The sequence below is a fragment of the Actinomycetospora sp. TBRC 11914 genome, from assembly GCF_012933465.1.
In the GTDB taxonomy this organism is placed as follows: Bacteria; Actinomycetota; Actinomycetes; order Mycobacteriales; family Pseudonocardiaceae; genus Actinomycetospora.
In genome coordinates this window covers 76,730-89,245 of sequence record NZ_JABBND010000007.1, presented here as the reverse complement: position 1 = coordinate 89,245, position 12,516 = coordinate 76,730, and the positions used below count along the sequence as shown (strand labels likewise).

The 12,516-nt window shown below is 75.5% G+C and carries 10 protein-coding genes; 5 read left to right on the top strand and 5 right to left on the bottom strand.

Annotated elements, in window-relative coordinates:
* The first annotated feature begins 23 nt into the window (after window positions 1–23).
* Entirely contained in the window at window positions 24–3,200 is a 3,177-nt protein-coding gene (secA, locus tag HH311_RS13340) for a preprotein translocase subunit SecA (RefSeq protein ID WP_169184152.1), read from the top strand.
* Between the two features lie 190 nt (window positions 3,201–3,390).
* Here secA and HH311_RS13335 read toward each other — a convergent pair whose 3' ends face one another.
* Window positions 3,391–4,014: an Rv3235 family protein gene (locus tag HH311_RS13335; protein ID WP_169184151.1), complete on the bottom strand. Its 624-nt coding sequence runs from the start codon at window positions 4,012–4,014 to the stop codon at window positions 3,391–3,393.
* A 252-nt stretch (window positions 4,015–4,266) separates the two neighbouring features.
* A complete protein-coding gene (locus HH311_RS13330; RefSeq protein ID WP_169184150.1) occupies window positions 4,267–5,046 on the bottom strand; it encodes an RNA methyltransferase in 780 nt (259 codons plus the stop codon).
* Between the two features lie 55 nt (window positions 5,047–5,101).
* Here HH311_RS13330 and HH311_RS13325 point away from each other — a divergent pair, with 55 nt between their 5' ends.
* Genes HH311_RS13325 through HH311_RS13315 form a run of 3 tightly spaced genes read left to right on the top strand, consistent with a single transcriptional unit; the run spans window position 5,102 to window position 8,006 of the window.
* Window positions 5,102–6,517: a wax ester/triacylglycerol synthase family O-acyltransferase gene (locus tag HH311_RS13325; RefSeq protein WP_169184149.1), complete on the top strand. Its 1,416-nt coding sequence runs from the start codon at window positions 5,102–5,104 to the stop codon at window positions 6,515–6,517.
* A complete protein-coding gene (locus HH311_RS13320; RefSeq protein WP_169184148.1) occupies window positions 6,514–7,506 on the top strand; it encodes a patatin-like phospholipase family protein in 993 nt (330 codons plus the stop codon). The genes HH311_RS13325 and HH311_RS13320 overlap by 4 nt, the downstream gene beginning before the upstream one ends.
* The gene (locus HH311_RS13315) at window positions 7,503–8,006 is read left to right on the top strand and encodes a DUF6912 family protein (RefSeq protein ID WP_169184147.1); all 504 of its coding nucleotides are present in this window, start codon (window positions 7,503–7,505) and stop codon (window positions 8,004–8,006) included. Before HH311_RS13320 ends, HH311_RS13315 begins: the two co-directional genes overlap by 4 nt.
* A 51-nt stretch (window positions 8,007–8,057) precedes the next feature.
* Here the strand turns inward: HH311_RS13315 and HH311_RS13310 are convergent, their stop codons facing one another.
* Window positions 8,058–9,269 carry an FAD-binding domain-containing protein gene (locus HH311_RS13310; RefSeq protein WP_312030120.1) on the bottom strand — a complete coding sequence of 404 codons (1,212 nt, stop codon included), beginning with the start codon at window positions 9,267–9,269 and terminating at the stop codon, window positions 8,058–8,060.
* 218 nt (window positions 9,270–9,487) lie between these two features.
* On the opposite strand from HH311_RS13310, the gene HH311_RS13305 reads away from it, so the two are divergent.
* Window positions 9,488–10,105 (top strand): nucleoside/nucleotide kinase family protein, encoded by a 618-nt coding sequence (locus HH311_RS13305; protein ID WP_312030119.1) that lies wholly within the window; start codon window positions 9,488–9,490, stop codon window positions 10,103–10,105.
* A gap of 22 nt (window positions 10,106–10,127) precedes the next feature.
* Here HH311_RS13305 and rsgA read toward each other — a convergent pair whose 3' ends face one another.
* Together rsgA and aroA are read right to left on the bottom strand one after the other, a co-directional pair.
* Window positions 10,128–11,141 (bottom strand): ribosome small subunit-dependent GTPase A, encoded by a 1,014-nt coding sequence (gene rsgA / locus HH311_RS13300; protein WP_169184145.1) that lies wholly within the window; start codon window positions 11,139–11,141, stop codon window positions 10,128–10,130.
* Entirely contained in the window at window positions 11,138–12,493 is a 1,356-nt protein-coding gene (gene aroA / locus HH311_RS13295; protein WP_169184144.1) for a 3-phosphoshikimate 1-carboxyvinyltransferase, read from the bottom strand. Before aroA ends, rsgA begins: the two co-directional genes overlap by 4 nt.
* Window positions 12,494–12,516: the final 23 nt, after the last annotated feature.

Sequence of the window (12,516 nt, the reverse complement as noted above, 5' to 3'; positions counted from 1 at the left end):
GAGGACGAGCGAGGTCACCCATCGTGGTGCTGAACCGACTGCTGCGGGCGGGCGAGGCGAGGACGGTCAAGCGTCTCGGGGCGATCGCGGACTACGTCGACACGTTCGCCGAGGAGGTCGAGGCTCTCTCCGACGCCGAGCTGCGCGGCAAGACCCAGGAGTTCCGCGACCGCTACGCCGACGGCGAGTCCCTCGACGACCTGCTCGGCGAGGCGTTCGCGGTCGTCCGCGAGGGCGCGCGCCGCACCCTGGGGCAGTACCACTACCGGGTCCAGCTCATGGGCGGCGCCGCGCTGCACCTGGGCAACGTGGCCGAGATGCGCACCGGTGAGGGCAAGACCCTCGTCTCGACGCTGCCCGCCTACCTCAACGCCATCACCGGCGAGGGCGTCCACGTCGTCACCACGAACGACTACCTGGCGCGCCGCGACTCCGAGTGGATGGGCCGGGTCCACCGCTTCCTCGGCCTGACCGTCGGCGCGATCTACGCCGAGATGCCCCCGGACGAGCGCCGCGCGGCCTACGCCGCCGACATCACGTACGGCACGAACAACGAGTTCGGCTTCGACTACCTGCGCGACAACATGGCGTGGTCGAAGGCCGAGTGCGTGCAGCGCGGGCACGTCTTCGCGATCGTCGACGAGGTCGACTCGATCCTCATCGACGAGGCCCGCACCCCGTTGATCATCTCCGGGCCCGCCGAGCAGAGCGCCCGCTGGTACACCGAGTTCGCCCGCCTCGCGCCGAAGATGACCAAGGACGTCCACTACGAGGTCGACGAGCGGAAGAAGACCGTCGGCGTCACCGAGGACGGCGTCTCGTTCATCGAGGACCAGCTCGGGATCGAGAACCTCTACGAGGCGGCCAACACCCCGCTGGTCGGCTACCTGAACAACGCGATCAAGGTCAAGGAGCTCTTCCTCAAGGACAAGGACTACATCGTCCGCGACGGCGAGGTCCTGATCGTCGACGAGTTCACCGGCCGCGTGCTCGCGGGCCGGCGCTACAACGAGGGCCTGCACCAGGCGATCGAGGCCAAGGAAGCCGTCGAGATCAAGCAGGAGAACCAGACCCTCGCGACGATCACGCTCCAGAACTACTTCCGGCTCTACGAGAAGCTCGCCGGGATGACCGGTACGGCCCAGACCGAGGCCGCGGAGCTCTCCAAGACCTACAAGCTCGGCGTCGTCACCATCCCGACCAACAAGCCGCCGCAGCGCGTCGACCAGCCCGACCTCGTCTACAAGACCGAGGCGGCGAAGTTCGAGGCGGTGGCCGACGACGTCGCCGAGCACTACGAGCGCGGCCAGCCGGTGCTGATCGGCACCACCAGCGTGGAGCGCTCGGAGTACCTGGCCCGGCTGCTCACCCAGCGCGGCGTGGAGCACTCGGTGCTGAACGCGAAGTTCCACGAGCAGGAGGCCGGGATCATCGCCCAGGCCGGCCGTCGTCGGGCCGTCACGGTCGCGACGAACATGGCCGGTCGCGGTACCGACATCGTGCTCGGGGGCAACCCCGACTTCCTGGCCGACCTGCGCCTGCGCGAGAAGGGCCTCGACCCGGTCGAGACCCGCGAGGAGTACGAGGCGGCCTGGGACGACACCCTCGCCCGCGTCAAGGACGAGGTCGCCCGGGAGGGCGACGAGGTCAAGAAGGCCGGCGGCCTCTACGTCCTGGGCACCGAGCGCCACGAGTCGCGACGCATCGACAACCAGCTCCGCGGGCGCTCCGGCCGTCAGGGCGACCCCGGCGAGTCGCGCTTCTACCTCTCGCTGGGCGACGAGCTCATGCGGCGGTTCAACGGGGCGATGGTCGAGACGATCATGACCCGCTTCAACCTGCCCGAGGACATGCCCATCGAGGCGAAGATGGTGTCCCGGGCGATCCGCAGCGCGCAGACCCAGGTCGAGCAGCAGAACTTCGAGATCCGCAAGGACATCCTCGAGTACGACGAGGTCATGAACCAGCAGCGGACGGTGATCTACGACGAGCGCCGCCGCGTGCTCGACGGGGAGAACCTGTCCGAGCAGATGGAGAACATGATCGTCGACGTCGTCACGGCGTACGTCGACGGCGCCACCGCCGAGGGCTACAGCGAGGACTGGGACCTCGAGAAGCTCTGGGAGGGGCTCGGCCAGCTCTTCCCGGTCTCGGTGTCGTGGCGCGACGTCGTCGAGGAGCACGACGACGTCGACCGCGACCTGCTCGTCGACGTCCTCACCGAGGACGCGCTCGCGGCCTACAAGCGCCGCGAGGAGGAGATCGACGCCCTCGTGCCGCAGGGCGGGATGCGCGAGCTCGAGCGCCAGGTGATCCTCTCCGTGCTCGACCGCAAGTGGCGCGAGCACCTGTACGAGATGGACTACCTCAAGCAGGGCATCGGGCTGCGGGCGATGGCCCAGCGCGACCCGAAGATCGAGTACAAGCGCGAGGGCTTCGAGATGTTCTCCGCGATGATGGAGGGCATCCGCGAGGAGTCCGTCGGGTTCCTGTTCAACCTGACGATCCAGGTCGAGGAGATCGCCCCGGTCGACGCCGTCCCCGGCGCCAACCCGACCACCGAGACGGCCACCCAGCCGGCGATCCGTCCCGGCGACCCCGACCCGCGCACGCTCTCGACGGCCGGCGCCGCTCCGGTCGGTGCCCCGCCGCGGCCGGCCGGTCCGGCCGGTCCGGTGCCGCCGCAGGGACCGGGCCGCCCGGCGATGGTGCCGCCGGATTCCCGTCGCCCCGGCTTCGAGCCCACGGCCGCCATCCCGGCCGCGTCGATGCCCCCCGCCCCGCCCCGGCCCCAGCAGCCGGGCGTGCCCGGCAACGGTGCGGGTCCCGACGGCGGGCGTGGGCGCGGCATCCCGACGGGGCGCCGCGGCCGGCACGCGCCGCCGCCGCCGAACCAGGCGTCGCCGCAGGACGCGCCGACCTCGGCCGGGCCCGCGATGTCGCAGCTCGGCGGCGGGCAGGCGCCGAACGCCTTCCGCGGCGCCGGCCTCGGCGGGCAGCGTCCCCAGCAGCTCAACTACTCCGGGCCGGACGAGGACGGGCACGCCGCCGCGGGCCGCGGCCCCGGCGGGAACGGGCGCCGGGCGGCGGCCAACCCGAACCAGGCCCGGCGCGTCGAGACCCCGTCGCGCAACGCCCCCTGCCCCTGCGGCTCCGGGCGTAAGTACAAGCAGTGCCACGGGGCGCCCGCGCGCGGCTGACGGGGACGCCGAGCGGCACGTCAGGCTGCGCTACGGGCTGCTGACGCTGCCTGGTGTGCCCCTCGCTGCTGGGCGGCCTCCGCGCGCAGTGGTCAGGAGCACATCAGGCCGCGCCCATCGCTGCTGACGCTGCCTGGTGTGCCCCTCGCTGCCGGCGGCCTCCGCGCCGCGATGATCACGGCGTCGCTGCTCACAGCACGGCGAGCTCGGTGGCCCGCCAGGTGCGCGACGCGTCGAGCTCGAAGCGGGCCACCGCCGCCCGCGCCCGGCCCTCGCCCGCCAGCGCCGCGGCCACCTCGACGGCCAGGCCGGGGACACCGTCCGGCCCCGGCGACCCCACCACGGGGCACAACCGCAGGCCCCGCACCCGCGCACCCCGCGGGAACCCGGGCCGGACCCGCCCGAGACCGGCCCGCACCCGCTCGACCAGCGCCGGCGGACACAGCCGGGCGAGGTGCCCGAGCGGCCGGCGCCCGTCCACGACCTCGGCCACCGCGGTGAGCAGCGCGACGGCCAGCGGCCCGACCTGGCCGCACGCCGCCTCCAGGGCCGCGTCCCATGCCGGACCGCCGGCCGCCGGGTCGGGGTCCGCGCGCTCCGGCGGCACCTCGTCGGGGATCGTGCCCAGCTCCGCCAGCACCTCGGCGAGGGGCCGGAGCCGGGGGAGCGGACGGATGTCCATCCGCCGGGCCCGGGTCGGCGCCGCGCCGGGCGAGGCTGCCCGCGGCCGCAGCCGCGCGGGCGCGGCGCCCGCCGACGCCCCGGGCCCGCCTCCCACGGGTTCCGGGACGACCTCGTTCGCCGCCACGCTCATGCCGCACCTCCCGCCGTCAGGACCTCGCTGCCGGCGCGGCGGGAGGAACCGCGACCGCGACCGAATCTAGGCGAGCACGACGCCGGGCGGGGCCGGTTCGGCGCAGGTCGTGCGGACCCGGCGCCGGCGGCGGGGCGTCAACGCCGATCTCCGGACACCCAGTGTCAGGAACGTGGCTTTCCTGACAACCCCTACGGCCGGTGACGGTGTGGCTTCCGGACGTCCGGTGTCTGCGATGCGACACCGCTGACGTCACCGGCGGGCGAGCTCGAAGCAGGCCAACGTCGCCGCGCACGCCGCGTTCAACGACTCCACCCCGGCCGCCATCGGCACGGCGACGGTGTCGTGCAGCTCGCCGCGGACGTCCTCGGTCAGCCCGTCGGTCTCGCCCCCGACCACGATCGCCACCCGCTCGGGCAGCTCCACGGTGAACAGCGACGACCGCCCGTCCCCGTCGAGGCCCAGCAGCACGAAGCCGGCCTCGGCCAGCGCCGCGAGCCCGGCCGCCGCCGTCCCCGCCCGCAGCACCGGCGCGTGGAACGCCACCCCGGCCGAGGCCTTCACCACGAGCGGGTCGATCGACGGGGCGCCGCGCCGGGGCAGGAGCACCCCGGAGAGGCCGGCCGCCGTCGCCGAGCGCAGGATCATCCCGACGTTCGCCGGGTTCGTCAGCCCGTCGAGGACCAGCACCCGGGCCGGGGAGTCGGGACCCAGCGACGCCGTGAACCGCTCCACCGTCCGCATCCCCGGCGCGACGACGTCGGCCACCACGCCCTGGTCCTGCCGGCCGTTGCCCGCGAGCACCTTCACCCGTTGGGCCGAAGCCCGGCGGACGGGGATCCCGCGGTCGCGGGCGGCGTCGAGGAGAGGCCGGACGGCGCGCGGGTCGGCGCCCTCGGCGAGCACCACCTTGTCGACCTGCAGCGCCGGGTCCGAGAGCGCCTCGAGGACCGGCTTGCGCCCGTAGACGGTGACGAAGCGGTCCTTGGGGGACGCCTCGGAGGCCTCGTCGGCCGACTCTGCGCGTGACATCGACGACCACTCTCGCAGACGAGCCCCTCCGTGGTGGCGTGCGAGGATCGGGGTCATGCCGGACCGCCTCTCGGCCCTGGACGCCTCCTTCCTCTACATGGACCAACCGACGACGCCCATGCACCTCGGCAGTGTCGCCGTCTTCCGCAAGCCCCGGTCCGGCTTCGACTACGAGCGGCTCGTCGAGCTCATCAGCGGGCGCATCGGCCTGGTCCCGCGCTACCGCCAGAAGATCCGCCAGGTGCCGGCCGGGATGGCGCGTCCGGTGTGGGTCGACGACACCGAGTTCGACGTCACCTACCACGTCCGCCGCTCGGCGCTGCCCGGCCCGGGGACCGACCGGGCGCTCAACGAGCTCGTCGCGCGGCTGATGTCCCGGCCCCTCGACCACACCCGCCCGCTGTGGGAGATGTACCTGGTCGACGGGCTCTCGGGCGGGCGGGTCGCGATCGTCACCAAGACCCACCAGGCGATGGTCGACGGCGTCGCCTCGATCGACATCAGCCAGGTGGTCCTCGACGACACCCCGGAGGGCCGCGACGAGCCCCTCGACGACTGGACGGCGCGGCCGGAACCACCGCCGTGGCGGCTGGTCCTCGACGCCATGGGCGAGGCCGTCGGCCGTCCCGGCAACGCCGTCGAGGTCGCCCGCGCCGCGGTCCGCGACGCCACGGACACCATCACCCAGGTCGCCGGGGTCGCCGGCGGGCTGCTCTCCGCGGTGCGCACCGCCGTGCGGCCCGCCCCGACCAGCCCGCTGAACGTCCCGATCTCCACGCAACGCCGTTTCGCCCACGCCCGCACCGACCTCGAGGACTACCGGGCGGTGCGCCGCGCGCACGGCGGCACGATCAACGACGTCGTCCTCACCGTCATCTCGGGCGCGCTGCGCAACTGGCTGCTCTCGCGGGGCGCGTCGGTCACCCCGTCGACGACGATGCGCGCGATGGTCCCGCTGTCGGTGCGCGGCGAGGCCGAGGCCACCGGCGCCATCAACGGGGCGGGGCTGCTCGGCAACCGGATCGCCTCGTACCTGGTCGACCTGCCGGTCGGCGAGCCCAACCCGGTGCTGCGCATGCACCACGTCGCGCACGCGATGCGCGAGCACAAGCAGTCCGGGCAGTCGGTCGGCGCGAACGCGCTGGTGCAGGTCGGCGGGTTCGCGCCCCCGACGCTGCACGCGCTGGGCGCCCGCGCGGCGAGCGGGCTCTCCCGGCGGCTCTTCAACGTCGTGGTGTCCAACGTGCCGGGTCCGCAGCACCCGCTCTACGCGGGCGGCGCGCGGATGCTCGAGATGTACCCGGTCGTCCCGCTGGCGAAGGGCCAGTCGCTGGCGGTCGGCCTGACGTCCTACGACGGCGGCGTGTTCTACGGCTTCAACGCCGACCGCGACGGGATGCCCGACGTCGACGAGTTCGGCGACCTGGTGTCCGAGGCGCTCGCGGAACTGGTGGCGACGGTGCCGCGATGACCTCGGCACGTACCCCCTCCCGGCGCGCCGTCGTGATCGGCACGGGCGGGTCGCTCGGCTACGCCTGGGCGATCGCGGCCCTCTCGACCTGGCAGCAGGCGACCGGGCTCGACGCGCGCGACGCCGACGTCGTCGTCGGGACCTCCGCCGGGTCGATCATCGCGTCCGCCCTGGCGAGCGGGGTCGCCGTCGACGACCTCGTCGACCACCTGCAGCGCCCGCGCGAGCGCCGCGAAGGGCCCTCCGGGCCGCCGAGCCGTCCCCGGCCCCGCGGGGCGCGGGGTGGGACGCCCCCGGTACCGCGGTTCGGCCCGGGCTCGATCCGGCTGCTCGGGCGGATCGCCCGCGCGCCCCGGCGGTTCCCGCCGCTGGCGTTCGCCTCGGCGCTGCTGCCGGTGGGGCGGGCCGACACCACCGGGGTGGTGAAGCTGGTGTCGTCGTTCGCGCCGGAGTCGTGGCCGGGCCCGCCGTCGGCGCCGGAGCTGCGCATCGTCGCCACCGACTACGACACCGGCGCCCGCGTGCCCTTCGGCCGGCCCGGCGCGCCGCCGGCGTCGCCGGCGGATGCCGCCAGCGCGTCGTGCGCGGTCCCGGGCTGGTTCGCGCCGGTCCGGATCGACGGGCGCCGCTACGTCGACGGCGGGGTGTGCTCGGCGACCTCGGCCGACCTGCTGCTGGGCCCGGACATGCCGCCGGTCGACGAGGCCCTGGTCCTGGTCCCGCTGGCCCGCCGCGGCGGGGTCCGGCTGACGGGGGCGGGGGCGGCGGCCGACGGGCTCTTCCGTGGGATCGTCGGGGGCCGCAGCGCCCGGGAGATCGCCCGGCTGCGGTCCGCGGGGGTACGCGTCACCACACATGCTCCGGGACCGGAGGACCGCGCGGCGATGGGCTGGAACGTCATGGACGCCCGCAAGCAGGGCGACGTCCTCCGCACGGCGCTGCGGACGACGGAGGCCTGGTGGGCGCGGAAGGACAGGGACGACTGGTGAGGGTCTACGTACCGACGACGGTGGCCGGGCTGCGCAAGCTCCTCGCCGACGAGCAGGTCCAGCCGCTCTCGGGTACCGCGTTCGCGCTGACCCCCGCGCTGCGCGAGGCCTACACCGCCGGCGACGACGAGGAGCTGGAGTACGTCGCGATGACCGAGGCCGCGCGGGCCTCGCTGCGGCTGCTGGGCGCCGAGCTCGCCGGGGACCCGGAGGCGCCGGCGCGGCGGGCGGTCGTGGCCGCCGACGTCGACGACGTGACGCTGCGCCCGGACCTCGACGCCGCCGTCGTGCGGGTGGGCGGCCCGATCCCGATGCGCCGGCTCGCCTCGGTGCACCTCGACGTCGAGGAGGCCGTCGAGGCCGTGCGACGGGCCGCCGCCGTGATCGACGCGGCCGACCTGGGCGACGAGGACGCCGAGCTCGCGGTCGGGGACGCCGAGGACCACGACCTGGCCTGGTACGGGCTGCAGGAGCTGCCGTTCGTGCTGGAGCTCCTGTAGGTGGCCTCCGGCCCCGTGAGCACTAAATGTCGGTATAGCGACAGTTAGTGCTCACGTGGGCGAAGCCCACCTCTTGCGCCAGGCCGTCCAGCTCTGCAGCCGCCCGCCGCGGGGTCGGAAGAGCCACGGCCACGGGTGCACCTCGGCGGGCTCCAGCCGGGTCGCGAGCCGCCGGAACCCGGGGACCGGCGCGAACGTGACCGCCAGCCGCCGGTCACCCAGCTCCTCGGCGACCCGCCCGCGGTGCAGCTGCACCGGACGCCGGGTCGCCAGGTCGGCCAGGGTCTCGGTGAGGAAGACCAGCCGCTTGCCGGAGAGCCGCAGCCGGCGCAGCAGTGGCTCGTCGAACACGAACACCGCCGGGGCGTCCGGGTGGGCGGCCAGCGCCGGGTCGTCGTCGCCGAGCGACTCGGCGGTGAGCCACACCCCGTCGACCTCGCCGGGAGGAGGTCCCGACGACGGCCCGGCGGTCGCCTCGACGTCGTCGTCACCCCTCAGGGCGGCCGGCGGCTCGATGCGCTCGGTCCGCTGTTCGGGCGGCCAGTCCTGCACCGGGCAGGCGGCGTTGAGCACGCACCCGGCGCACAGCTTCGGCGCCCGCTTCTCGACCTGGTGCCGCGAGAACCCGTACGCCTTGCCCGTCCCCGACCCGACCGTCCACTGCCACCCGAGCCGGTTCGCCGCCCGGGAGCCGTCGAGCAGGTGGGTGAAGAACGCGTCCTCGCCGTCGCGCCACCGGGCGCCGGCGCGCACCGTCCACTGGCTCGCGAGCCACATCCGGGTCTGGTTGACCAGCCAGCCGTCCTCGTGCAGCTCCGAGACCGTGGCGTCCATGCAGGCCATGTCGCGGGGCCACGGGTCATCCCAGGTCGACGGCGGTCGCGGGGGGTGCGCGCGGAGGTCGTCGCCGAGCCGCCGGCCCACCCGCGCGTAGACGTGGCGGGCGTACTCCTGCCAGGTGAGCTCGTCGCGGTACTTGGTGCGGTCGCGCGGCGGGGCGTCGGCGACGTGCTCCCACAGCGCGGGCAGCGACAGCAGCCCGTGGCGGATCCAGGGCGACATCCGCGAGGCCCCGCGGCGCTCGGGTGGCCAGACCTCGTTGCGACGGCGGGCGTAGTCCGTCACGTCGAGGGCGGCGAGGGCCTCGTCGGCGGCGGTCTGCCCGCCGCGGAACGACGGCGAGGCGGCGGGGGTGTCGCAGGCCAGGTCGCCGAGGTGCTCGCGCACGAAGGCGACGGCAGCGTCGGGACCGGGGTCGGGCACGGGGAGGAGCACACCGGGGCGTACCCGCGCGGGAGCTCGGTGGAGCCTGCCGGGCGGCGAGTGGACTCCCATGGCTTCCGCGGAGACGCTGAGGGTCCACTCGGCGGGCACCTGGCGGGCCGCCGCCGTCGAGTGGACTCCCACGGCTGCCACGGTGACCCTCGTGGTCCACTCGGCGAGGTCCAGCCGGACCCACCACCCCGACCGCCGGAGGCATCGTGCTCGACCGCGTCCACGAGCTGGCCGCCGGCCCCGGCCGCCGGATCCTCGGGATCGTCGGCGGCCCCGGCGCCGGGAAGTCCACGCTCGCCGCGGCGATCGGGGAGCGCACCGACCCGGCCCGGGTCGCGGTCGTCGGGATGGACGGCTGGCACCTGGCCAACTCCACGCTCGAGCGCCTCGGCCGGCTCGAGCGCAAGGGCGCCCCGGACACCTTCGACTCGGCCGGCTACGTCGCCTTCCTCGAGCGGTTCCGGTCCGGCGCCGGGACGATGATCTGGGCGCCCGAGTACCGCCGCAGCGTCGAGGAGTCGATCGGCGGCGCGCTGGAGATCGGTCCCGACGTGACCCTGCTCGTCACCGAGGGCAACTACCTGCTGTGCGAGGACCCGCCGTGGGACCGCGTCCGCGCCCTGCTCGACGAGGCCTGGTTCCTGCAGCCGCCGGAGGACGTCCGCCGGGCCCGCCTGATCGCCCGCCACGAGCAGGTCGGCCGCACGCCCGAGGAGGCGATCGCGCGCGCCGACGGCTCCGACGCCGCCAACGCCGCCGTGATCGCCCGCACCGCGCCCCGGGCCGACGTCGTGCTCACCGACGACGGAACGCCGGACCCGTGACGCTGCCCGCTGTCCTGAGGGCTCAGACCTCCCACGCGGGCGTGCGCAGCGCGGTCAGCACCCGCCGCAGCGCCGCCAGCCGGCCGGCCGACAGCGTCCCGGCCTCGACCATCGGGTCCAGCGCGCACTCCGGGTCGGCGGGCGGGCCCAGGTGCGAGCAGCCCCGCGGGCAGTCCTCGACCGCCGCCGCCAGGTCGCCGAACGCGGCCACGACGTCGTCGGGGGAGATGTGGGCGAGCCCGAACGACCGCACGCCCGGGGTGTCGACCACCCACCCCGACCCCGGCAGCGCCAGGGCCACCGCCGACGTCGACGTGTGCCGCCCCTTGCCGACGCCGGACACCTCGCCGACCGCCCGCTCGGCGTCGGGCACCAGCGCGTTGACCAGCGTCGACTTCCCGACGCCGCTGTGCCCGATGAACGCCGACACCTGCCCGGTGAGGAGCTCCCGCAGCGGGTCCGGGTCCTGGTCGGACCGCGTGACGACGATCGGCAGGTCGAGCTCGGCGTAGTCGGCGGCGAACGGGTCCGGGTCGGCCAGGTCGGCCTTCGTCAGGCACAGCACCGGCTCGAGCCCCCCGGCGTAGGCCGCGACGAGGCAGCGGTCGACGAACCCGGTCCGCGGCGGCGGGTCGGCGAGGGCGGTGACGACCACCAGCTGGTCGGCGTTCGCGACGACGACCCGCTCGTAGGGGTCGGTGTCGTCGGCGGTGCGGCGGAGCACGCTCGAGCGGTCGGCGACGCGGACGATCCGGGCCAGCGTGTCGTCCGCGCCGGAGGTGTCCCCGACGAGGTCGACGTGGTCGCCGACGACGACGGGCGTGCGCCCCAGCTCCCGGGCGCGCATGGCGACGACGCGGACGCCTGGCTCGTCGTCGGGGGCGCAGGTCCAGCGGCCGCGGTCGACACCGACCACCATCGCCGTGCGGGCGTCGGCGTGCTCGGGACGGCGCTTCGAGCGGGGCCGGCTGCCCTTCCCGGGCCGGACCCGGACGTCGCTCTCGTCGTAGCGCCCCGCCGCGCCGCCGCGGGTCACGCCGGGATCCCCACCCCGTGCACGAGCGCGGGCCAGTCGGTGGCGAAGTCGGGGAGCGTCTTGGTGGTGGCGGTGACGTCGTCGACCTGGACCCCGGGCACGACGAGGCCGACGAGGGCCCCGGCGGTGGCCATCCGGTGGTCGGCGTAGGCCCCCCACGGGCGCGTGGGCGCCAGCGTCGACGAGGGCTCGACGACGAGCCCGTCGTCGGTCTCGGCCACCCGCGCGCCGAGCGCCGCGGCCTCCGTCGCCAGCGCCGCCAGCCGGTCGGTCTCGTGGCCGCGGATGTGCGCCACCCCCCGCAGCCGCGAGCGTGCCCCGTCGCGGGCGGCGATCACCGCCAGCGCGGTGACGGTGGGCGTGAGCTCCCCGATCTCGGCGAGGTCGACGTCGACGCCGGACAACCGGCCGTCGCCGCGCACCGTCAGGCCCGCGCCGTCGACGGTGACCGTGCCGCCGAAGGCCTCGAGGACGCCGCGGACCGCCCCGAGGGGCTGCAGGTCGGGCAGGCCGGGCGTCGACTCCGGCCAGCCCGCGACGGTGACCTCACCGCCGGTCACGAGGGCGGCGGCGAGGTAGACCGCGGCGCCGGAGAGGTCGGGCTCGACGACGTGGTGGGCGGCCGGGGTGATCGGCCCGGCCGACACCGCCCAGTGCGAGGGGACGGCCGCGTCGGCCTCCACCTGCGAGGTCACGGTCACCCCCGCCGCGCGCAGCATCGTCACCGTCATCTCGACGTGCGGCAGCGACGGCACCGCCCCGGGGCCGCGGTGGGTGACCGCGAGCCCCCGCCGGTAGCGGGCGCCGGAGAGCAGCAGCCCGGAGACGAACTGCGAGGACGCCGACGCGTCCACGCTCACCGGCCCGCCCTCGACGGCGCCGCGGCCCAGCACGGTGAACGGGAGGCGGTCGGCGTCGGCGGGCTCGACGGTGACCCCGAGCGCCCGCAGGCCCTCGAGGACGCCGCCCATCGGGCGGGTCCGGGCGTGCGGGTCGCCGTCGAACTCGACCGGCCCGTCGGCCAGCGCCGCGGCGGGCGGCAGGAAGCGCATGACGGTGCCCGCCAGCCCGCAGTCCACGCGGCCGCCGCGCAGGTGGGCGGGGGCGGTGACGGCGACGTCGAGGGTGCCGTCGCGGCCCGGGGTCACCGCGGTGTGCGCCCCGAGGACGGCCAGGCCGTCGGCCATGAGCGCGGTGTCGCGCGAGCGAGCGGCGCCCGCCACCGTGCGGGTGGCGCCGTCGGCCGCGAGCGCGGCCAGCAGCAGGGCCCGGTTGGTGATCGACTTCGAGCCGGGGACCGCGACGGTGCCGCGGACGGGGCCCTCCGCGAGGGGCGCGCTCCAGGTGCTCACCGGGTCATTCTCCCGCGTCGTCG

What these genes read in the sequence shown, in the direction of transcription:
- HH311_RS13335 (WP_169184151.1), bottom strand. Translation starts at nt 4,014, where the DNA reads ATGAGCGTGGCGGCGAACGAGGTCGTCCCGGAACCCGTGGGAGGCGGG.
- HH311_RS13330 (WP_169184150.1), bottom strand. Translation starts at nt 5,046, where the DNA reads ATGTCACGCGCAGAGTCGGCCGACGAGGCCTCCGAGGCGTCCCCCAAG.
- HH311_RS13320 (WP_169184148.1), top strand. Translation starts at nt 6,514, where the DNA reads ATGACCTCGGCACGTACCCCCTCCCGGCGCGCCGTCGTGATCGGCACG.
- HH311_RS13325 (WP_169184149.1), top strand. Translation starts at nt 5,102, where the DNA reads ATGCCGGACCGCCTCTCGGCCCTGGACGCCTCCTTCCTCTACATGGAC.